19 protein-coding genes are annotated in these 21,266 nt (G+C 64.9%); 8 read left to right on the top strand and 11 right to left on the bottom strand.

The window, feature by feature from the left end:
- The first annotated feature begins 575 nt into the window (after positions 1 to 575).
- The 4 genes from I6F09_RS17230 to I6F09_RS17215 all read left to right on the top strand — a co-directional run bounded on the left by I6F09_RS17230 (position 576) and on the right by I6F09_RS17215 (position 5,939).
- Positions 576 to 4,016: a helicase-related protein gene (locus I6F09_RS17230; protein WP_225188589.1), complete on the top strand. Its 3,441-nt coding sequence runs from the start codon at positions 576 to 578 to the stop codon at positions 4,014 to 4,016.
- Positions 4,017 to 4,047: 31 nt separating this feature from the next.
- Complete coding sequence (locus I6F09_RS17225; protein ID WP_074447665.1) at positions 4,048 to 4,299, top strand: S4 domain-containing protein; 252 nt, start codon at positions 4,048 to 4,050, stop codon at positions 4,297 to 4,299.
- Between the two features lie 132 nt (positions 4,300 to 4,431).
- Complete coding sequence (gene fdxA / locus I6F09_RS17220; protein WP_018643465.1) at positions 4,432 to 4,770, top strand: ferredoxin FdxA; 339 nt, start codon at positions 4,432 to 4,434, stop codon at positions 4,768 to 4,770.
- 344 nt (positions 4,771 to 5,114) lie between these two features.
- A complete protein-coding gene (locus I6F09_RS17215; protein WP_074447640.1) occupies positions 5,115 to 5,939 on the top strand; it encodes a CarD family transcriptional regulator in 825 nt (274 codons plus the stop codon).
- Positions 5,940 to 6,024: 85 nt separating this feature from the next.
- On the opposite strand, the gene I6F09_RS17210 is transcribed toward I6F09_RS17215, so the two are convergent.
- A complete protein-coding gene (locus tag I6F09_RS17210; RefSeq protein ID WP_225188604.1) occupies positions 6,025 to 7,413 on the bottom strand; it encodes an adenylate/guanylate cyclase domain-containing protein in 1,389 nt (462 codons plus the stop codon).
- Between the two features lie 28 nt (positions 7,414 to 7,441).
- On the bottom strand, positions 7,442 to 7,819 hold the full coding sequence (locus I6F09_RS17205) for a helix-turn-helix domain-containing protein (protein WP_057028499.1): 378 nt from the start codon (positions 7,817 to 7,819) through the stop codon (positions 7,442 to 7,444).
- 108 nt (positions 7,820 to 7,927) lie between these two features.
- Here I6F09_RS17205 and I6F09_RS17200 point away from each other — a divergent pair, with 108 nt between their 5' ends.
- Positions 7,928 to 8,632 carry a glutathione S-transferase family protein gene (locus tag I6F09_RS17200; RefSeq protein ID WP_225141274.1) on the top strand — a complete coding sequence of 235 codons (705 nt, stop codon included), beginning with the start codon at positions 7,928 to 7,930 and terminating at the stop codon, positions 8,630 to 8,632.
- Positions 8,633 to 8,876: 244 nt separating this feature from the next.
- Here the strand turns inward: I6F09_RS17200 and I6F09_RS17195 are convergent, their stop codons facing one another.
- The 7 genes from I6F09_RS17195 to cyoA are packed head-to-tail and all read right to left on the bottom strand — an operon-like array spanning position 8,877 to position 15,813.
- Entirely contained in the window at positions 8,877 to 9,410 is a 534-nt protein-coding gene (locus I6F09_RS17195; protein ID WP_057028497.1) for a response regulator transcription factor, read from the bottom strand.
- Complete coding sequence (locus tag I6F09_RS17190; protein WP_192893041.1) at positions 9,400 to 10,803, bottom strand: ATP-binding protein; 1,404 nt, start codon at positions 10,801 to 10,803, stop codon at positions 9,400 to 9,402. Before I6F09_RS17190 ends, I6F09_RS17195 begins: the two co-directional genes overlap by 11 nt.
- Complete coding sequence (locus I6F09_RS17185; RefSeq protein WP_225188588.1) at positions 10,775 to 11,626, bottom strand: SURF1 family protein; 852 nt, start codon at positions 11,624 to 11,626, stop codon at positions 10,775 to 10,777. Before I6F09_RS17185 ends, I6F09_RS17190 begins: the two co-directional genes overlap by 29 nt.
- Entirely contained in the window at positions 11,623 to 12,003 is a 381-nt protein-coding gene (gene cyoD, locus I6F09_RS17180) for a cytochrome o ubiquinol oxidase subunit IV (RefSeq protein ID WP_036001948.1), read from the bottom strand. Before cyoD ends, I6F09_RS17185 begins: the two co-directional genes overlap by 4 nt.
- The gene (cyoC, locus tag I6F09_RS17175; RefSeq protein WP_225188587.1) at positions 12,000 to 12,629 is read right to left on the bottom strand and encodes a cytochrome o ubiquinol oxidase subunit III; all 630 of its coding nucleotides are present in this window, start codon (positions 12,627 to 12,629) and stop codon (positions 12,000 to 12,002) included. The genes cyoD and cyoC overlap by 4 nt, the downstream gene beginning before the upstream one ends.
- Entirely contained in the window at positions 12,630 to 14,627 is a 1,998-nt protein-coding gene (gene cyoB, locus I6F09_RS17170; protein WP_225188586.1) for a cytochrome o ubiquinol oxidase subunit I, read from the bottom strand.
- Positions 14,628 to 14,652: 25 nt separating this feature from the next.
- Complete coding sequence (gene cyoA, locus I6F09_RS17165) at positions 14,653 to 15,813, bottom strand: ubiquinol oxidase subunit II (RefSeq protein WP_109142143.1); 1,161 nt, start codon at positions 15,811 to 15,813, stop codon at positions 14,653 to 14,655.
- A gap of 181 nt (positions 15,814 to 15,994) precedes the next feature.
- Here cyoA and I6F09_RS17160 point away from each other — a divergent pair, with 181 nt between their 5' ends.
- A complete protein-coding gene (locus tag I6F09_RS17160) occupies positions 15,995 to 17,323 on the top strand; it encodes an MFS transporter (protein WP_036020259.1) in 1,329 nt (442 codons plus the stop codon).
- A gap of 59 nt (positions 17,324 to 17,382) precedes the next feature.
- Here the strand turns inward: I6F09_RS17160 and I6F09_RS17155 are convergent, their stop codons facing one another.
- Entirely contained in the window at positions 17,383 to 17,877 is a 495-nt protein-coding gene (locus I6F09_RS17155; protein ID WP_225188585.1) for a VOC family protein, read from the bottom strand.
- Between the two features lie 89 nt (positions 17,878 to 17,966).
- A complete protein-coding gene (locus I6F09_RS17150) occupies positions 17,967 to 18,512 on the bottom strand; it encodes a carboxymuconolactone decarboxylase family protein (RefSeq protein WP_225188584.1) in 546 nt (181 codons plus the stop codon).
- 127 nt (positions 18,513 to 18,639) lie between these two features.
- Between I6F09_RS17150 and I6F09_RS17145 the strand changes: the two genes are divergently transcribed.
- Positions 18,640 to 19,854, top strand: coding sequence for an acyl-CoA dehydrogenase family protein (locus I6F09_RS17145; RefSeq protein WP_225188583.1), 1,215 nt, complete (start codon positions 18,640 to 18,642; stop codon positions 19,852 to 19,854).
- A 146-nt stretch (positions 19,855 to 20,000) separates the two neighbouring features.
- Positions 20,001 to 21,140: an acyl-CoA dehydrogenase family protein gene (locus I6F09_RS17140; protein WP_225171929.1), complete on the top strand. Its 1,140-nt coding sequence runs from the start codon at positions 20,001 to 20,003 to the stop codon at positions 21,138 to 21,140.
- The last annotated feature ends 126 nt before the right edge of the window (positions 21,141 to 21,266 follow it).

The following is a 21,266-nucleotide window of genomic DNA, read 5'->3' as shown; positions in this document are numbered from 1 at the left end:
GAATGACGAGCGTTCGGCGTAGGCTAAGCAAAATCAATCACTTACCTACTGTGCATGGGGTTGTTTTCGCACTCTTTGTTTGACCAACCCCCGCCGCAGGGAATCCATTTGACTCCGCCCCGATTCTGATTCGACTCGCCGCCGTCCCCAGCTTTAACCACCCGGTCGCTTGTGCGCTCCCGCAAAACTCCATCTAGTGCGCAACCAAGACGAGTCCCGCGACATGTTGCGTGAACGGAACGGGACTCACAGGGGAGTCAGCGATTCGGCCGCGATTCGTTCTAGAGTCGTTCCGAAGCTTAAAGCGAACGGGAAAAGCGTCGCAAAGTGAGACAGTTGCGCGGGATTTGGGGCGGGCGCTTTCACGCCCGCGGTGTGCCCCTCACCCTGAGGAGGCCGCGCAAGCGGCCGTCTCGAAGGGCGAGGGGCTTGGCTTGCCCAGCAGCACCAGCCGGGCCTTCATCCTTCGAGACGCGCTGACGCGCTCCTCAGGATGAGGAACGAAGAGCCAGCCCCCTCACCGCCCCGGATAGCACTGACATTCGCCCAAATCGCCATTACCTAATCCGATAGACATGGCTTTTTCCTCCTCCCCCTTCGCCTCCGAGCGCGCCCCCGGCGCGGGCGTCACTGCGGTGCTCGGTCCGACCAACACCGGCAAGACCCATCTCGCCATCGAGCGGATGCTGGCGCATCCCTCGGGCATGATCGGCCTGCCGCTGCGCCTGCTCGCGCGCGAGGTCTACAACAAGATCGCCGCTCGATCCGGCGAGGCCAGCGTCGCGCTCGTCACCGGCGAGGAGAAGATCAAGCCGAAGAATCCGCGCTATTGGGTCTCGACCGTCGAGGCCATGCCTAGGGATATCGACGTCTCCTTCCTCGCCGTCGACGAGGTCCAGATCGCCGCCGATCTCGAGCGCGGCCACGTCTTCACCGATCGCATCCTCAACCGCCGCGGGCGCGACGAGACGCTGCTGTTAGGCGCCGCCACCATGCGCCCGATCATCGAGCGCCTGTTGCCGGGCGTGTCCATGATCACGCGGCCCAGATTGTCGCAGCTCGAATTCGCCGGCGACCGCAAGATCACGCGCCAGCCGCGCCGCACCGCCATCGTCGCGTTCTCGGCCGATGAAGTCTATGCGATTGCCGAGCTGATCCGCCGCCAGCACGGCGGCGCCGCCGTGGTGCTGGGCTCGCTCTCGCCCCGCACACGAAACGCGCAAGTGGCGATGTTCCAGAACGGCGACGTCGATTATCTCGTCGCCACCGATGCCGTCGGCATGGGCCTCAATCTCGACGTCGACCACGTCGCCTTCGCCTCCGACCGCAAGTTCGACGGCTATCAGTTCCGCCGCCTGACACCGTCCGAATTCGCGCAGATCGCGGGCCGCGCGGGCCGCGCCACCCGCAACGGCACCTTCGGCACCACGGGCCGCTGCGCGCCGTTCGAGCCCGAGCTCGTCAACGCGCTGCAGAACCACACCTTCGATGCCGTGAAGGTGCTGCAATGGCGCAATTCCAAGCTCGATTTCTCCTCGCTCGGCGCGCTCCAGGTCTCGCTGAACCTCGCCCCCGGCCACGAGACGCTGACGCGCGCGCCGATCGCCGAGGACATGCGCGTGCTCGATCACGCCGCCCGCGACGGCGAGGTGCGCGATATCGCGCATGGCAAGGCTGCCGTGGAGCGGCTCTGGGAAGCCTGCCAGGTCCCGGACTACAGAAAGCTGTCGCCGGCCGCCCATGCCGAGCTGGTGACGACGCTGTACGGCTTCCTGATGCGCAAGGGCTGCATTCCCGATGCCTGGTTCGAGTCCCAGGTCACCCAGGCCGACCGCATCGACGGCGACATCGACACGCTGTCGGCCCGAATCGCCCAGATCCGCACCTGGACCTTCGTCGCCAACCGCCCGGACTGGCTGAAAGACCCGGAACGCTGGCAGGGGATCGCGCGGGAGGTCGAAAATAAATTATCGGATGCGCTCCATGAACGCTTGACTGAGCGTTTCGTTGATCGCCGGACCAGTGTATTGATGCGCCGCCTGCGGGAGAACACGAGCTTGAATACTGAAATCGGCAAGACCGGCGAAGTCATCGTCGAAGGCCATGTCATCGGCCGCCTCGATGGCTTCACCTTTGCACCGGATGCGGCGGAAGCCGGCTCCGATGCGAAAGCCTTGCAGGCTGCAGCGCAAGCGGTGCTCGCCGGCGAGATCAATGCGCGCGCCGAAAAGCTGGGCAATGCGCCGGACGATCAGTTCGTGCTCACCTCCGAAGGCATCATCCGCTGGACCGGCGATGCCGTGGCGCGCCTTGCCGCCGCGGACGAGGCGCTGCATCCGCGCATCCGCATCATCTCCGACGAGCGCCTGACCGGCGCCCCCCGCGACAAGGTGCAGGCGCGGCTCGAGCTCTGGCTCAAGACGCACATCGAAAAGCTGCTCGGGCCGATGTTCGAGCTGTCGAAGGCCGAAGACGTCACCGGCATTGCCCGCGGCATCGCCTATCAGCTGGTCGAGGCGCTCGGCGTGCTCGAGCGTCCGAAGATCGCCAGCGAGCTGAAGGATCTCGATCAGTCCTCGCGCGCCGTGTTGCGCAAATACGGCGTCCGCTTCGGCGCCTATCACATCTATTTCCCCGGCCTGCTCAAGCCCGCCGCGCGTGCGCTCGCCGCACTGCTCTGGGCGCTGAAGCAGGACAATGTCGATCTCTCCGCGCTCTCGGGCGCGCAGCATCTGGCCTCCTCGGGCCGTACCTCGTTCCCGGTCGACAAGGCGCTGCCGCGCGATGCCTATCGCGTGCTCGGCTACAAGCAGGCCGGCGAGCGCGCCGTGCGCGTCGACATCCTGGAACGCCTCGCCGACCTGATCCGCCCGGCGCTGGCCTGGCGCGAGAATTCGCCGGGCGAAAAGCCCGCCGGCGCGTTCGATGGCCGCAGCTTCGTGGTCACGCAGGCGATGACCTCGCTGACCGGATCTGCCGGCGAAGATTTTGCCTCCGTGCTGCGCGCGCTCGGCTATCGCATGGAGAAGCGCCCGCCGCTGCCGCCGAAGCCTGTGGTCGCCGAGCAGGTCGTGACCGAGCAGATCGTCACTGAGACCGTCGCGGCCGAGACGCCGCCCGCTGAAGGCAGCGCAGAGACCTCGACCGAGACTGCGGCTGAAGCCGTTGCCGGCCTGCCGGCTGAGGCCCCGGCCGCTGAGGCTACGGCCGAAGCCGTCACCGTCGAAGACGCGCCCGGCATGGAGCCGCACGACGAGCCCGCTCCTGCGGAGGCTCACGAGGAGCCGGCGCTGGAAGCGTCTCCGGAAGCGCCCGTCACCCCCGAGGACGCCCCCGGAATCGCGCCGCCCGCAGAAGAGGCTGCGACGCCCGCCGAGGCTGCCGGCCTCGAAGCGGCTGCCGCCGAGACCGCCGCGACGGAAGCTGCTGCATCCCCCGATGCTGCCGCGCCTGAGGCAACAGTCGCACCGGCCGAGCCTGAGCTGGTCGAGGTCTGGCGCCCTGCCGGTCGTCACGAAGATCGCAAGCCGCGCCACGAGCGCCATCGCCATCAGCGCCACAACAACCAGCGTCCGCGGCCCGGCGCTGAGGCTGGCGCTGCACCCGATGCTGCGAGCGCCGCGCCCGGCGAAGCCGCCGACGGCGCGAAGCCGGGCCATCGTCATGGCGGCCATCGCCGCGATGGCGGCCGCGACTTCCGCAAGCCGCGTGAAGGCGGCGAGGGCGGTGAGCGCCGCGACGACCGCAATCGCAGCTTCCAGGGCAAGGGAGACCGCGACAAGGATCGCGATCGCAACCGCGACAACAAGAAGTTCGGTGGAGATCGCGACAAGGGCCGCGACAATCGTGGCCGCGACCGCGACAAGGGCCGTGACCGTCGTGATCGCGAGTCGGGTCCGTCACTGCGCCCCTACGCCTCGAGCGCGAACCCGCGCGAGCGCGATCGTCCGATCGATCCGAACTCGCCCTTCGCCAAGCTCGCCGCGCTGAAAGAGCAGCTGGGGCGGAAGGAGTAATCCCACGACGACGACGACCGAGCGGCAGCGCATCGACAAATGGCTGTGGCACGCGCGCGTGGTGAAGGCGCGCACCTCCGCGGCCGAGCTCGTCGTCACCGGCCATGTCCGCGTCAACGGCGTGCGCGAGACATCGCCGGGCCATGCGATCAAGCTTGGCGACGTCCTCACCATCGCGCTCGATCGCACCGTGCGCGTGCTGAAGGTCACCGCCTTCAACGAGCGCCGTGGCGATGCCGCCTCGGCTCGCGTGCTCTATGAGGAGCTCGGGACGCGCAATTAATTGCGCTTTGCATTCATTTCTTGATCGATCAAACACACAAAGCCGTCATGATCGGGCCTTCCCGACCTTGCGGCGCCCGGCCATCCGCGCTAGGCAAGCCGCGACTTCTAAAAGAGCTTTTCGGAGCGTTGGATGACTTACGTCGTCACTGAAAACTGCATCAAGTGCAAGTACACCGACTGCGTCGAGGTCTGCCCGGTCGATTGCTTCTACGAGGGCGACAACATGCTCGTCATCCATCCCGACGAGTGCATCGATTGCGGCGTGTGCGAGCCGGAATGCCCCGCCGACGCCATCAAGCCGGACACGGAACCGGGCCTCGAAAAGTGGCTCCAGGTCAACGCCGACTACGCCAAGAGCTGGCCGAACATCACCCAGAAGAAAGAATCACCTGCCGACGCCAAGGAATTCGACGGCATGGAAGGCAAGTTCGAGAAATATTTTTCTCCGAACCCCGGCTCTGGGGACTAATTCGCGTCCAAACTTAACCCTAATAGCGGCGCTGCCGCCGAAAACCAGCCCTCAAGACCCCTAAATCATTGATTTTTGCGGGAAATGTGCTATATTGGGCACATTAAGCCGAACCCCGTCAGCCCCGTTGGCCCCTCTGGGTTCCCGTGAAACCAAATGTCGAACAGGGGCGTGGCAGTTTCCGCGCGCAGGCTGTGTCACAGAAAACGCGTAAAAAGAGTACTTCAGCGAGGGCTTCCCATAAGGAGGCCAAAAAAGTCGCCGCGGCCAGCCGTAGCGCATCCAAGGGTCGGACCGCGACGAAGGCGCCGGCTGCAAAGTCCTCGAAGAACAAAAGAAGCGCAATGCCTAACAAGACTGCCAAACCGGCCGCGAAAGCGACCGCTGCCAAGCCTGCTGCCGCCAAGCCTTTGAATGTCAAGCCTGTGACTGCCAAGGCCCCCGCTGCCAAGCCCGCCGCGACGAAAGCTCCTGTTGCCGTTGCGCCCGCCAAGGCTCCCGTCGCCGCCAAGCCGGCTGCCAAGCCCGCGGCTGCGCCGAAGGTCGAGGAAAAGAAGGTCGTGACCCAGCGTCAGGGCTTCAAGGCCAACGAATTCGTGGTCTATCCCGCTCACGGCGTCGGCCAGATCCTGGCCATCGAGGAGCAGGAGATCGCCGGTGCGAAGCTCGAGCTGTTCGTCATCAACTTCATCAAGGACAAGATGACGCTGCGCGTGCCGACCGCCAAGGTCGCCAATGTCGGCATGCGCAAGCTGTCCGACCCGGCCCTGGTCAAGAAGGCGCTGGAGACGCTGAAGGGCCGCGCCCGCGTCAAGCGCACCATGTGGTCGCGCCGCGCCCAGGAATACGAAGCAAAGATCAATTCGGGCGACATCGTCGCGATCGCGGAAGTCGTGCGCGACCTCTATCGCTCGGAATCGCAGCCCGAGCAGTCCTACTCGGAACGCCAGCTCTATGAAGCGGCGCTCGACCGCCTGTCCCGCGAGATCGCGGTGGTGCAGCACTCGACCGAGACCGAAGCGGTCAAGGAGATCGAGGCGCAGCTCGCCAAGAGCCCGCGCCGCAATGCCAAGGCGGAAGCTGCCGAGGGCGAAGCTGACACGGATGCCGAGGGCGATACCGACGATACCGATGGCGACGACAGCACCGTCGCCGACGAGGCCGCGTAAGTCGGCACCGAACGCAAGCAATCAAAAGCCCGGCCGTTTGGCCGGGCTTTTTGTTTGGGCTTCCTGAGGCCGCGGGAGCTCGGCTCTACGCGCCGCGCGGCTGGGTCCAGATCGCGATCGGCTGCTGAATGCCGCGGACCGCCCGCGCCTCTCGCGCTTCCAATGTCTGAAACGTTGTGGCTGCACCGCCCAGCTCGGCCTTCGCCTGGCTGACGAGATCGTCACTTGCCACCAGCGCGCAGCCCAAGGTGCGGGTCAAGGCCTCGAGACGGCTTGCCACGTTGACGGTCGCGCCGATCACGGCAAATTCCAGACAGGTCTGCCCGAGGTCGCCGAGCACCACCGGCCCATAATGCAAGCCAAAGCTCACATGCAGCTTTGGCTCGCCTGACGCTGCCCGCTGATCGTTCCAACTCTCCGCCGCCGCGATCATCGCCTGGGCACATCGCAGCGCGTTGCTGGCGTCGTGCTCGCCGGCAAAGGGCGTTCCGAACGTCGCCATCAATCCGTCCCCGAGATATTTGTCGAGCGTGCCGCTATGGCGGAAAACCTCCTGCTCCATCAATCCGTGGAATTCCCGCAACGTCCGCACAACCTCCTGCGGCGAGCGCCCATCGGCAAAGGCCGTGAAGCCGACGATGTCGACGAACAGTACCGCGACGTGTTGCGTGCGCACCTGCTTCAACGGCTCGTCCTGTTTCGACAATTCCGCCACGACATTGGGCGAGAAGTAGCGCGCCAGGTTGCCGCGCTCGCGCTCCACCGCGGCATGCCGGATCAAGAGGTCGTTGCTGCGGCGGACCGCGAGCGCCAAGGTCACGGCCACGATCATGAAGACGACGATCTCCTGGACGCGAACGTGGAACACGATCTCGCTCGGCGAGATCATCGCAAACAAGCGCTCATCGCTGCCTGTTGCGGCGGCGATGCGGGCCGTCAGCGCAGGATCGCGATCGGGTTGCCACCAGACCCAGGCGATGCCGATCAACCAGAGCGCAGCCGTCCACACGCCGACCGCAATCACGGTCCGCCAAGTATAGGCCAGTGTGGCGCCCGCGAGCAGGACGAAGAAATAGATGAAGTTGCCGGAATGGTACTGCATCGCGACCGGCCAGTGCGAGGCTCCGAACGGATTGGGAACCACGATGAGGCACGTGAGCAGCGCCAGGTCGCAGAACAGGAGTGCCAATTCCGGCCGTGACAGGCCGACCCGCCCAACCCGGACCTGGGCCCAGCCGATCAGTGCGAACAAGCCGAGCAGCGCCACGTAGTAGAGCTGCTCCCAGGCCGGGTTGATCACCATGATCAGGCAGCCAATGACGACGAGGGCGACATAGCGCGCCCGCACCGCGAGTTGCAGGCCCTCCCGCTTGGCGGACGTCAGCGCGGCCTGTGCGAACTGAACTGTTTCGGCATCGCGCTCGCTCGGCGCGGGCGAATGCGCAGCCGGCAGGTTGAAGCGCTCGACGAGCATTGTCACGGCAGTCTCCTCGCTTGGGCCTTCAGCCGCTGGTTCGCTGCGCCCTTGCCGAGACGCTGATTTCGTTCCGGCGGCCTTCTCCGTCAGCCGCCGCCGCAACCGACGTCCACCAGTCCCCCAAGGCATCGATCAAGGGCACGAGCGCGTGACCGGCGGAGGTCAGATCGTACTCCACGCGCAGCGGATATCCGCCGAATTCGGTGCGGCTGACGATGCCGGCGTCCTCCAGCTTGCGAAGCTCGAGCGCGAGCATCCTGTGTGAGATGGTCGGATTATCGCGGCGCAGATCGCTGAAGCGCTTGGTGCCTTGCTTCAAATAATAGATCAGCAGAGTCGGCCAGCGACCGCTCAGAATCTGCATCACTTCCTCGATGGGACATCTCGACACGAGATCCTTCATCGGTGCCTCCAGGTTACAAAAAAGTTCGTAATTTACTTGATGCGGCGAGCGGCTAGGGTCGCATCACCGCTGCGCAGCGTGATCATCAGAAATCACGGAGAATGGATCATGGACCCAATTCTACTCTACGGCTTCCCGAAGGGAAGCTCCATGGGGCTCGTTGCGGCTCTCGAATGGCTGGGCAAGCCATATCGGCTGTGTCGGGTCGATATGTTGGGCGAGATGCGAAACCCGTCATACGCCCGTATCAATCCGCGACACGAGACGCCGGTCTTCATCACCGAGCAGGGCGAGGTGCTGACGGAAACGATGGCGATCGCGGCCTGGCTAGAGGCCAGGGATGTCGAACGGCGCATCAGCTTCGATCCGCTGTCACGGCAATCCGATCGCATGCATCAGCTCATGGCGTTCGTGAATACCGGTTTCACCGCCGCCTTCGCGCCGCTGTGGGCCGCATTGGAAGCCGAAGCCATGGAGCCTGCCGCGAAGTCGGTCCTGCGCGCCTTTGGTACAGCAAGGGTCATCGAGCGTCATGACAAGCTCGAAGCGATGATCGAAGCGCAACAATTCCTGCTCGGGGAGCGGCCGACCCTCGCCGACGCCGTGCTCGTCGGCGTCGCACGCTGGCTCGACTTCCACGCGGTCGCGGAGAGGAGCCGCTGGCCGAAGCTGGCGGCACTGCGCGCACGCCTCGAGTCCGATCCCGCGGTCCTCTACGCCACCGCTCTGGAGGACGGCGGGTCTGATCCGGGAACGGGATCGTGCACAGGCCACGTCGCGCTGGCCGAATTGATCGCGCAGTTCGGCAAATAGGAGGAGCCTCGACGCGCTTCCCCTACGTGACCGAGGGCTATCGTATATGACTTGTGGAGGCGGCCGGTGCGCACGCCTCGTCCTTCGAGACGGCGCTGACGCGCCTCCTCAGGATGAGGCTCATCAGCATCAGTGCTCGTTGAAAACTGCTGCCGCGCACTCCGCCTCATCCTGAGGAGCCCGCCTAAAGCGGGCGTCTCGAAGGATGGACCGCAGGGAAATGCTCTCAAATGCGATAGCGCTCCTACTTCACCGGCCGCTTCTCGAGCTTCCTTGCCAGCGTCCGCCGGTGCATGCCCAGCCGGCGGGCCGCTTCCGAGATGTTGAAGTCGGTCTCGATCAAGGTCTGGTGGATGCGTTCCCATTCCAACGTCTTGATCGAGGTCGGCCGCGAATCGAGCGCGACCTCGGCGTTGCCTTCGGCCTTGTGGAAGGCGGCCTCGATGTCGTCGGTGTTCGACGGCTTTGCCAGATAGTGGCAGGCCCCCAACTTGATCGCCTCGACCGCGGTGGAGATGCTGGCAAAGCCGGTCAGCACCACGATCAGCATGTCCGGGTCATGCGTGTGCAGGAGCTCGACGCAGGCAAGGCCCGAGGCGCCGCCGAGCTTGAGGTCGACCACGGCATGACCGAAAGAGCGTTCCTCCAGCACCTGGCGCACCTCCTCGATCGAGGCGGCGAGTACCACCTCGTAGCCGCGGCGCTCGAACGAGCGCTTCAGCGTGCGGGCAAAACCCGCATCGTCCTCGACGACGATCAGCGAACGGTCAGGCGTCAAAATTCCCTCCGATCGCCAATGTTGCGAGCGGCAGCGTGAGGCGCACCGTGGCGCCGCGCTTCCTGTGGTTCTTGGCGCTCACGGTGCCCCCCAATTTGCGCACGACGTTCACCACCAGGAACAGGCCGAGCCCGCCGCCGGCACGACCCTTGCTCGATTGGTAGGGCTTCCCCAGCTGCGCCAGCATCTCCGGCGCAAAGCCCGGGCCGCGGTCGGAGATCGACAGCACGAGATTGTCGCCCTCGCGCTCGGCGACGAGCTCGACCCACTCGCGCGAGACCTCATAGGCGTTGTCGAGCACGTTGAAGATCACCTGCTTCAGCGCGACGTCGGAGACGATTGCGACGTCCTCGCCGAAGGTGTTGACGAAGTAGAGCGTGCGGGCGGAGCGCGCATTGCGCCATTCGTCGACCAGCGCGGTGACGAAGGCCGTCACCGTCGTCGGTGAGGAGCCTTCGCCGCGCGCTTCGCCCGCCGACACCAGGATGCCTGTCACGATCGATTTGCAGCGCTGCAACGAGGTTTCCATCTCCGCGAGGTCCTCGGCAAGCTCCTGATCGGCGGCAAGATCGGGCATGCGGCGCCAGTCGCTGAGGATTACCGAGAGCGAGGCGAGCGGCGTGCCGAGCTCATGCGCCGCACCGGAGGCGAGCAGGCCCATGCGCACGATATGGTCCTGTTCGGCGGCATGCTGGCGCAGCGCCGCCAGATGCGCGTCGCGCTCGCGCAAATTCCTGTTGATGCGGGTGACGAACACGACGAGCAGCACGGCGTTGAGCACGAAGCCCAGGAGCATGCCTGTTACGGTGAGCGTATAGGTCTCGCTCAACGGATTGGGCGGCAGATCGAGCGGCCGGTAGGCCAATGTCAGCCAGACGAAGCTGGCGCAGGTCAGCGCCACCAGCGACCACGTCGATCGGGCATCGAGCAGCACCGCACCGAGCGTCACCTGGAGCAGGAACAGCGAGGTGAAGGGATTGGTGGCGCCGCCGGAGAGATAGAGCTGCGCGGTCAGCGCGGCGACGTCCAGTATCAAGGCGACCAACAGCTCGTTGTTGGTGATCGCAGCGCGATGGCGCACCCAGACCAGGCTGGAGACGTTGAGCAGCACCAGCGCGCCGATCACTGCGCCCATCCGCTCCAGCGGCAGGGGGATGTCGAGGCCGAAATGCACGGCACCGATGGTCACGATCTGGCCGACCACCGCGGTCCAGCGCAGCTGGATCAGCAGCGCCATGTTCTTGCGGTTGGTCTCGTCCTCGGTCGGCATGGTGCCGATCAGCTCGCTGCGCGCGTCGGCCTGCGATTGCAGCGTGACGGCTTGCCCGTCACGCCCAAGCGTCTGGGAAAGCGTTTTCCCGTCGTCAGGTCGGCTCGACGATCGTTCCAGCATCTGGTCCCGTCCTGCGGGTGACGGCATCCGAGCCGCCGGCCTTGTCGTGGACGAAGCGCTTGCGGCGGAACAGCCCGCCACCGAACATGACGAAAAGTCGGCCGGCCAGCATGAAAGCCAGGGCAAACCACGTCAGCGCGTAGATCAGGTGGTTATTGGGAAAGCGGATCACGGTCAATCCGCCGATGGGGCCGCCTGCGATTTGTGATCCGGCGTCGGCGTCCACGAAGAAGGGCGCCACCTCGCGCAGCCTCCGTGCCGCCGCAATGGCGGCGACGTCCCGCGAGTACCAGCGGTTGTGCTGGGGCACGTTGGTCCGCAAGAAGCCGCCCTTCGGCTCGGTGATGCGCAGCAGGCCGGTGATTTCGACCCGACCCGCGGGATTGCCGTCCCGACGCGTCGATGCGTCGCGCCGCTCGGACGGCACGAACCCGCGGTTGATCAGCACCAGCGTGCCGTCGTCGCGCACAAGCGGCGTCAGCACCCAATAGCCGGGGCCTTCCTCGGTGACCGCCTGAACCAGCGTCTCGCTCTCATGCAGGAAGCGCCCGCTGAGGCTGACATGCCTGTATTCGTCGCTTGCTGCGCTGACGACAGGCCATGACGCGGGCGAGGGGATCGGCTGCGCCGGCGCATGGACGCGCTGCTCGACCCGCTCGATCAGCGCCAGCTTCCAGGCGCGGCGCTCGATCTGCCAGACGCCGAGCGCGATCAGAAGCACGAAAGCGATCAGCGAGAGGACGGTGAGCCACAAGGACGGGGGCCGCGCAGCGTTGCTGCGGGCATCTCCGTCCTTGCCTGCCACGGTCCCGGTTTCGCTCACTTCATTCCGCTCATCTGGTGCATCGGCATCATGTTGCTGTTGAGGTGGCTCATCACCCACAGCGAACCCGACAGCGCAATCACCACCATCACAATGGTGAAGATCAGCGCCATCATGGTCCAGCCGTTCTCCGACGTCGTGTTCATGTGCAGGAAGTAGACCATGTGCACGACGATCTGCACGATGGCGAAGGCCATGATCACCAGCGCGGTGATCTGCTTGCTCGGCAGCGCGCCGCTCATCACCAGCCAGAACGGGATCGCGGTGAGCACGACCGAGAGCACGAAGCCGAGCATGTAGCCCGAGAACGTGCTGTGGGCGTGGCCGCCTTCGTGGTGATGGTCGTGCGCGCCGGCTGCGTGGGTATCGGTGCTCATCGCAGAACTCCCAGGAGATAGACGAAGGTGAAGACGCCGATCCAGACCACGTCGAGGAAGTGCCAGAACATCGACAGGCACATCAGGCGGCGGCGGTTGGCCTCGATCAGGCCGAACTTTCCAACCTGCACCATCAGCGTCACCAGCCAGATCAGGCCGCAGGTGACGTGCAGGCCGTGAGTGCCGACCAGGGTGAAGAAGGCGGAGAGGAAGGCGCTGCGCTGCGGCGTGGCGCCCTCGTGGATCATGTGGGCGAACTCGAACAGCTCGATGCCGATGAACGCGGCTCCGAACAGGCCAGTGATCGCCAGCCAGGCCTGCGTCTGCGCGACCTTGTTCTGCTGCATGGTCAGCATGGCAAAGCCGTAGGTGATCGACGACAGCAGCAGCATGGACGTGTTCACCGCGACCAGGTTCAGGTCGAACAGGTCCTTTGGCGCGGGGCCGGCGGCGTAATTGCCGCCGAGCACGCCGTAGGTGGCGAACAGGATCGCGAAGATGAGGCAGTCGCTCATCAGGTAGATCCAGAAGCCGAGCGAAGTGCTCCAGCCTTCCGGATGCGGATGCTCGTCGGCGAGGTAGAAGACCGGCTCGCCGGTCTGCGAGGGATTGAGGGCAACGGTCATTTACTTGGCTCCGGCGAGCAGCTTGGTGCGCGCGTCCTCGGTCCGGATGACGTCATCAGCCGGAATGTCGAAGTCGCGGTGATAGTTGAAGGTGTGGCCGATCCCGACGGCGAGCATCGCGATGAAGCTCAGGGCGGCGAGCCACCACATGTACCAGACGAGGGCAAAGCCCATCGCGGTGGCGAAGCCGGCGAGGATGATGCCGGTGCCGGTGCTGCTGGGCATGTGGATCGGCTTGAACCCGGTGAGCGGACGCTGATAGCCGCGCCGCTTCATGTCCCACCACGCGTCATTGTCGTGAACGACGGGGGTGAAGGCGAAGTTGTAGTCCGGCGGCGGCGAGGAGGTCGCCCATTCCAGCGTGCGCGCGTCCCAGGGATCGCCGGTGACGTCCTTGAGCTGCTCGCGCTTGAGCAGGCTGACCGCGAACTGCATCAGCATCGCGAGGATGCCGAGGAAGACGAACACGGCACCGATCGCGGCGATGATGAACCAGATCTGCAGGGACGGATCGTCGAACACGCGCAGGCGGCGGGTCACGCCCATCAGGCCGAGCACGTAGAGCGGCATGAAGGCCAGGTAGAAGCCCGTGACCCAGAACCAGAACGACATCTTGCCCCAGAACGGATCGAGCTTGAAGCCGAACGCCTTCGGAAACCAGTAGTTGATGCCGGCGAACGCGCCGAACACCACGCCGCCGATGATCACGTTGTGGAAGTGCGCGATCAGGAACAGGCTGTTGTGCAGCACGAAGTCGGCCGGCGGCACCGCGAGCAGCACGCCGGTCATACCGCCGATCACGAAGGTCAGCATGAAGGCGATGGTCCACATCATCGGCAGCTCGTAGCGGATGCGGCCGCGATACATCGTGAACAGCCAGTTGAACATCTTCGCGCCCGTCGGGATCGAGATGATCATCGTGGTGATGCCGAAGAACGAGTTGACGCTGGCACCCGAGCCCATCGTGAAGAAGTGGTGCAGCCAGACCAGGTAGGACAGGATGGTGATGACCACCGTGGCGTAGACCATCGAGGTGTAGCCGAACAGCCGCTTGCCCGAGAAGGTCGAGGTGACCTCGGAGAAGATGCCGAAGGCCGGGAGAACCAGGATGTAGACTTCGGGGTGGCCCCAGATCCAGATCAGGTTCACGTACATCATCGGGCTGCCGCCGAAATCGTTGGTGAAGAAGTTGGTGCCGACGTAGCGGTCGAGCGACAGCAGCGCGAGCACCACGGTCAGGACCGGGAAGGAGGCGACGATCAGCACGTTGGTGCAGAGCGAGGTCCAGGTGAACACCGGCATCTTCATCATGGTCATGCCGGGGCAGCGCAGCTTGACGATGGTGCAGATCAGGTTGATGCCGGATAGCGTCGTTCCGACGCCGGCGACCTGCAGCGCCCAGATGTAATAGTCGACGCCGACATCGGGACTGTAGCCGATGTTCGACAGCGGCGGATAAGCCAGCCAGCCGGTGCGGGCGAATTCGCCGATGAACAGCGAGGCCATCACCAGCACCGCGCCGCCGACCGTCATCCAGAAGCTGAAATTGTTCAGGAACGGGAACGAGACGTCGCGCGCGCCGATCTGCAGCGGCACGACGTAGTTCATCAGGCCGGTGACCAGCGGCATCGCCACGAAGAAGATCATGATCACGCCGTGGGCGGTGAAGATCTGGTCGTAGTGATGGGCGTTAAGATAGCCTTCGGAGCCGTTGAACGCGAGCATCTGCTGGCCGCGCATCATCAGCGCGTCGGCAAAGCCGCGCAGCAGCATCACGATGCCGAGGATCATGTACATGATGCCGATGCGCTTGTGGTCCACCGTGGTGAACCATTCGCGCCAGAGATAGCCCCAGAGGCGGAAATAGGTGAGGCCGCCGAGCAGCGCGGCGCCGCCGAGCGCGACCACCACGAAGGTGCCGACGACGATCGGCTCGTGCAGCGGCAGCGATTCGAGGCCGAGCCGGCCGAAGATGAGCTTGAGAAGATCAGGAGACATGCGCGTTCTCTTTAGGAATCTGACTTCAGGAATCGGACTTGGGACGCTGTCCGAGGAAGAAGGACGAGGACTTCAGCGGCGTGAACGACGGCCGCTTCAGGCCGGCACCCAGGAGCGGCGCGAAATCGGTCGGAGCCTTGATCGAGGCGGTGGTCTGCCCCTGCGGCGCATCCGGCGTGCAGGTGCCGGCGACGAAGGTCGGCTCTGGTCCGAGCACCGTGCCGCGGCGGGCATACTTGTCGTAGGCGAGCGGCAGGGTGTTGTTCAGGCCCTGATGGCCGTTGCCGCCCTTGGCGTCGATCGCCATCATCTCGCTCTGGCACATCTTGCCGGTCTCGACGCACATGTTGAGGATCAGGCGGTAGAGATCGGCATCGACGGCGCCCCAGCGCCGCACCGGCTCGTTCTGGCTGGGCTTCTCCAGCTGGAGATATTCGGCCCGGCCGAGCGAGCCGCCGGCCGACTTGGCGCTGGCGATCCAGGCGTCAAAGCCGTTGTCGTCGAGTCCCTTGAAATTGAAGTGCATGCCCGAGAAGCCGGCGCCGCTATAGTTCGCCGAAAAACCCTTGTAGGTGCCGGCGTGGTTGACGACGGCGTGGAGCTTGGTCTCCATGCCCGGCATCGCATAGATCTGGCCGGCGAGCGCGGGGATGTAGAACGAGTTCATCACCGAGGACGCGGTGATGCGGAAGGTGATCGGGCGATCGACCGGAGCTGCGAGCTCATTGACGGTGGCGATGCCGTAGTCCGGGTAGATGAAGAGCCACTTCCAGTCGAGCGCGACGACGTCGACCTCGAGCGGGGCCTTGGACTTGTCCACGGCGCGCTCGGCATGAATGCGGCCGAGGGTGCGATAGGGATCGAGCAGATGCGTGCCCATCCAGGTCAGCGCGCCCAGGCAAATGATGATGAGAAGCGGCGCCGACCAGATCACCAGCTCGAGCTTGGTCGAGTGATCCCAGTCCGGCTCGTAGCGGGCCTCGGTGTTGGACTGGCGGTAGCGCCAGGCGAACAGCACCGTCAGCGCCATCACGGGCACGACGATCAGCAGCATCAGGACGGTGGAGATGATGACGAGGTCGCGCTGTTGCGCTGCGATATCGCCGGCTGGCGCCAGCACGACATAGTCGCAGCCGCTGAGCGCAGCAGCCAGAGGTAGTAGCGCCAGGATCTTGAGACGGGACACGGGCCGAGCCTTATGAGATTGAGTTTCCTTTGCGGGGCCAAGGGGTAGCTGCGGCGCAACAATGGGGACATTGGACAATTTGTCCAATGTTGCAGTGCGGGAGGTTGGGCCAGATAGGGCCAGATTGCCTGGGCCCCGCCGGGCGGTCGGCTTTGGTTTTCAGGACGTTAAGGGCGCACGAATGGCGACGGCACAGACCCCCGAAATGGCAAACCTCCACACGGGCGAGCACGGCCACGACCAGGCCAGTCCCGGCGAGATCGCCATCGGCGTCATCATCGGCCGTACCTCGGAATTCTTCGACTTCTTCGTCTTCGCGATCGCCTCGGTGATCGTGTTTCCGCGTCTGGTTTTTCCGTTCGCGAGCGAGCTGACCGGGACCCTCTATTCCTTCATGGTCTTCGCGCTGGCCTTCATGGCCCGTCCGATCGGCACCGTCATTTTCATGACGATCGACCGGGAATACGGCAAGACGGCCAAGCTGATCTCGGCGCTATTCCTGCTCGGCACCGCCACCGTCGCGCTCGCGTTCCTGCCCGGATATCAGGAGATCGGCGTCGCCGCGATCTGGCTGCTGGCGCTGGCGCGCATCGCGCAGGGTCTGGCCTGGGGCGGCGCCTGGGACGGCATGGCTTCGCTGCTGGCGCTGAATGCGCCGGCCTCCCAGCGCGGCTGGTATGCGATGGTGCCGCAGCTCGGCGCGCCGCTCGGGCTGATCGTGGCGAGCGCGCTGTTCGCCTATTTCGCCGGCCTCCTCTCGGCCGATGATTTCTTCGACTGGGGCTGGCGCTATCCGTTCTTCGTCGCCTTCGCTATCAATGTCGTCGCGCTGTTCGCGCGCCTGCGCATGGTGACGACGGAAGAATACGCCACGCTGTTCGAGACCCGTGAACTCCAGCCGGCGCGGATCTCAGAGACGGTCGCGCGCGAAGGCCAGACCATCATGCTAGGGGCCTTCGCGCCGCTGGCGAGCTTCGCGCTGTTTCACATGGTCACGGTGTTCCCGCTGTCCTGGGTGTTCCTGTTCACCCACGAAAGCCCGGTGCGCTTTTTAATCATCGAGATCGTCGCCGCCGTGTTCGGCGTCGCCGCGATCGTGGCCTCCGGCATCATTGCCGACCGCGTCGGCCGCAAGTCGCTCTTGATGGGATCGGCGATCGCGATCGCGGTCTATAGCGGCTTCGCGCCGCAGCTGCTCGACGCCGGCGCGTTCGGCGAGACCATCTACATGGTGATCGGCTTCATCCTGCTCGGCCTGTCCTTCGGCCAATCCTCCGGTGCGATCGCCTCGAACTTCCGGCAGGCCTATCGCTATACGGCCTCGGCGCTGACGTCCGACATGGCCTGGCTGTTCGGTGCCGGCTTCGCTCCGCTGGTCGCGCTGCTGCTCGCCACCAATCTCGGCGTCATTGCCTCAGGCGCGTATCTGTTGTCCGGCGCGTTCTGGACCCTACTCGCGCTCTGGCTCAGCGGCCAGCGCGAGGCCGGCGATATGGACGCCGGGCGCTGATCGCTCGGCGCGTGCTGGGTGGGCAAAGGCGCTGGTTGCGCCGTGCCCACCTCTAGGCATCACCCCTCCCGCTGCCGCAACAGCGCTTCGACATCCAGCCGCTTGGTGAACATCGCGAGCTTCCCGTCAGGCCCGAACGGCCATTGCTCCCGCGGCTTGTCCCAATACAGCTCCACGCCGTTCTGGTCGGGATCACGCAGGTAAAGCGCCTCGCTGACGCCATGGTCGCTGGCGCCATCGAGCGCAATCCCGGCCGTGAGCACCCGATGCAGCGCATCCGCCAGCGCAGGGCGCGTCGGAAACAGGATCGCGGTGTGATAGAGCCCGGTCGCATCAGGCGGCGGCGGTGAGCCGCCCTTGCTCTCCCAAGTGTTGAGCCCGATGTGGTGGTGATAGCCGCCGGCCGCGATGAAGGCCGCCCCCGAGCCCATCCGCTGCATCAGCTCGAAGCCGAGCACGCCGCAATAGAAGCCGAGCGCACGATCGAGATCGGCGACCTTGAGATGGACATGGCCGATCCTGGTGCCGGCAGGAATGACTTGGCTTTGCGACATGTGAATGCTCCCTCGAAAACATGCAGGTAAGCCCCGCTTCGAGCCAGTGCCACGCCCAAACGCGAAACCCATCGTTTCTAAATGGGAAACTAAGCGAGCTCCGACACCTCGCCCTCGGGCAGGCCGAACTCGAACGTATTCAGGGTCATCGACACCAGCGTGTAATAGCCGCACAGCCCGATCACCTCGACCACGCCGCGCTCGCCGAGCAGCTTCACCGCCTCGTCGTAGAGGCCCTTCTCGACGCCGTGGCCCTCGTGCAGCGACTTCGCGAGATCGTAGATCATCTTAGCCTTGGCATCGTCAAAGTCGGGCGTGCGGCGGTCGCGGATCGCGTCGATAATCTCGGGCTTCATGCCGCCCGCAAGCGCAAGGCGCTTGTGCGCATACCATTCGTAATGCGCGGTCCAGTGCCGCGCCGTCACCAGGATCGCGATCTCCGAAAGCCTGGCCGGGAAGATGGTGTCGAAGCGCATGACTTCGCCGAGCCGTGTGGCATGGCGCGCCATCTCGGGGCTGTTCAGCCAGGCCATCATCGGCGCCGGCGGCTTGCCGCGCTTGCCGGCGATCGACTCGTCATAGGTCTGCCGCTGGCTCTCGTTCATTTCGCCAGGCGAAAGAAGCTTTAGGCGCATTGTCGTTTCCTCTTTGTTTTCAAGGCTCGCCGTCGCCGCGACTATAGCCGATAAGTGGTTGAATTCCGCGGGGGCTTGGCCCAGACTCGCTGGCAACAATTCGAATGTTGGGTGATGGAAACGACCAATGACCGATCTCAAAACCAGCGATTCTGAATCCGCCGATCTCGAACGATTCCGCAACGAGACCCGCGCCTGGCTGGAAGCCAATTGCCCGCCGGAGATGCGCAAGCCGGCAACGTCCTATGCCGACGTGTTCTGGGGTGGGCGCAACGCAAAATTCTCGTCCGAGCCGCAGCGCGTCTGGTTCGAGCGCATGCGCGACAAGGGCTGGACCGTACCTGATTGGCCGAAGGAATACGGCGGCGGGGGCCTGAGCGCTGCCGAGCACAAGGTGCTGCGCGCCGAGATGGCGCGGATCGGCGCGCGGCCGCCGCTGTCGAGCTTCGGCATCTGGATGCTCGGGCCGGCGCTCCTGAAATACGGCAACGACGCCCAGAAGAAGGAGCATCTGCCGAAGATCGCCGCGGGCGAGATCCGCTGGTGTCAGGGCTATTCCGAGCCGAACGCCGGCTCCGACCTCGCCTCGCTCCAGACCCGCGCCGAGAGCGACGGCGACGATTTCATCATCAACGGCCAGAAGATCTGGACTAGTTACGCCAATTACGCCGACTGGATCTTCTGCCTGGTGCGCACCGATCCGACCGCCAAGAAGCACGACGGCATCAGCTTCATCCTGTTCGACATGACCTCCAAGGGCGTCTCGACCAAGCCGATCCTCTTGATTTCCGGCTACTCGCCGTTCTGCGAAACCTTCTTCGACAATGTCCGTGTGCCGAAGTCGCATGTGGTCGGCACCATCAACCGCGGTTGGGACGTTGCGAAATACCTGCTCCAGCACGAGCGCGCGATGATCTCGGGGATGGGCGAGCGCGGCGTCGGCCGGCCGCTCGGCCAGATCGCGGCCGATTCAGTCGGCACCGATGGACAAGGCAAGCTCGACGACGCCATGCTGCGCGGGAAGATCGCCAGCTTCGACGTCGATGAAGCCGCGCTGGCGGCCTGCGCCGAGCGCGCGGTCGATCTCGCCAAGGCCGGGCAGGCGCATCCGGCGTTCTCCTCGGCGATGAAATATTACGGCACCGAGCTCAACAAGCGCCGCCACGAGATCCTGATGTCGGCGGGCGGCGTCGATGCGCTGGAATGGGAGAGCGAGCGCTCCAGGCAGGGCGCGCGCCCGCGCGCCTGGCTGCGCACCAAGGCCAATTCGATCGAGGGCGGCACGTCCGAGGTCATGCTCGGCATCGTCGCCAAGCGCATCCTGGATCTGCCGGGGGCGTGAGGTTTCCGTCATTCCGGGGCGCGACGAAGTCGCGAGCCCGGAATCCAATTCATCCTCCCCCTCTGCCGCCCGATGGATTCCGGGCCTGCGCCTGCGGCGCATCCCGGAATGACGAACCAGATAGATTTCGAATCGGAAACACGCATATGGCCCTCGTCCTCACCGAAGAACAATCCATGCTCCGCGACTCCGCGCGCGGGCTGATCAGCGACAAGGCGCCGGTGTCGCACCTGCGCCACTTGCGCGACAGCAAGGACCCCACCGGCTTCTCCAAGGATCTTTGGCATTCCTTCGCCGAGATGGGGTTTGCCGGCTTGCTCGTGCCGGAAGAGTTCGGTGGCAGCGGTCTCGGTTTCGTCGAAGCCGGAATTATCATGGAGGAGATCGGCCGCACCTTGATGCCATCGCCCTTCCTCGCGACGTCAGTGGTGGCGGCATCAGTGCTGACCCGCGGCGGCAATGCCGCGCAGAAATCGGAATATCTGTCGAAGATCGCGAACGGCTCGCTGCTCGCGACGCTCGCGATCGACGAGGGCGCCAAGCATCGCCCGCTGCAGACCAGCCTCAAGGCTGTGCGCGCCGGCAACGGCTTCAAGCTCTCCGGTGCCAAGGCGCTGGTGATCGACGGTCATGTCGCCGATCTCCTCATCGTCGCCGCGCGCACCGCGGGCTCTGCCGGCGAACGCGAGGGCCTGACGCTGTTCCTGGTCAACCCCAAGGCCAAGGGCGTTGCGATCGAGCGCACCATCATGGTCGATGCGCACAATGCGGCGCGGATCGAGTTCGCCAATGTCGAGGTCACCGCCGACAGCGTGCTCGGCGAGGTCGACCAGGCGGCTGGCCTGCTCGATGGCGTGCTCGATATCGGCCGCGGCGCGGTGGCCGCCGAAATGGTCGGCCTCAGCGACGAGGTGTTTGGCCGCACTGTCGAGTATTTGAAGAGCCGCAAGCAATTCGGCAAGCTCATCGGCGAATTCCAGGCGCTGCAGCATCGCGCCGCCGAGCTCTATATCGACATCGAGATCACCCGTGCCGCCACCATGAAGGCGCTGCAGGCACTGGACGCCGACATTGCCAAGGCCGCACCCGCCGTCGCCGTCGCCAAGGCGCGCGCCGGCACCACCGCCACGCGCGCGGTGCAGGAAGGCGTGCAGATGCACGGCGGCATGGGCATGACCGACCAGTTCGACATCGGCTTCTTCATGAAGCGCGCCCGCGTCTGCGAGGAGTTGTTCGGCGATGCGAACTATCACACCGAGCAGTTGGCCAGGTCGCGGGGTTATTGAGATGCTCTCGTAGGGTGGGTTAGCACTGCAGAAGCGCGAAGCGCATCTGCAGTGCGTAACCCACCATCTTCGTCCGGCAAACGCGGAAGCATGGTGGGTTACGCCGAGCAATTGCGCTTAGCGCAA

The organism is Bradyrhizobium sp. IC3195, from assembly GCF_020193585.1.
GTDB lineage: Bacteria > Pseudomonadota > Alphaproteobacteria > Rhizobiales > Xanthobacteraceae > Bradyrhizobium > Bradyrhizobium yuanmingense.
The sequence above is the reverse complement of the archived record's forward strand: the minus strand, read 5'-3'. Positions and strand labels throughout refer to the sequence as shown.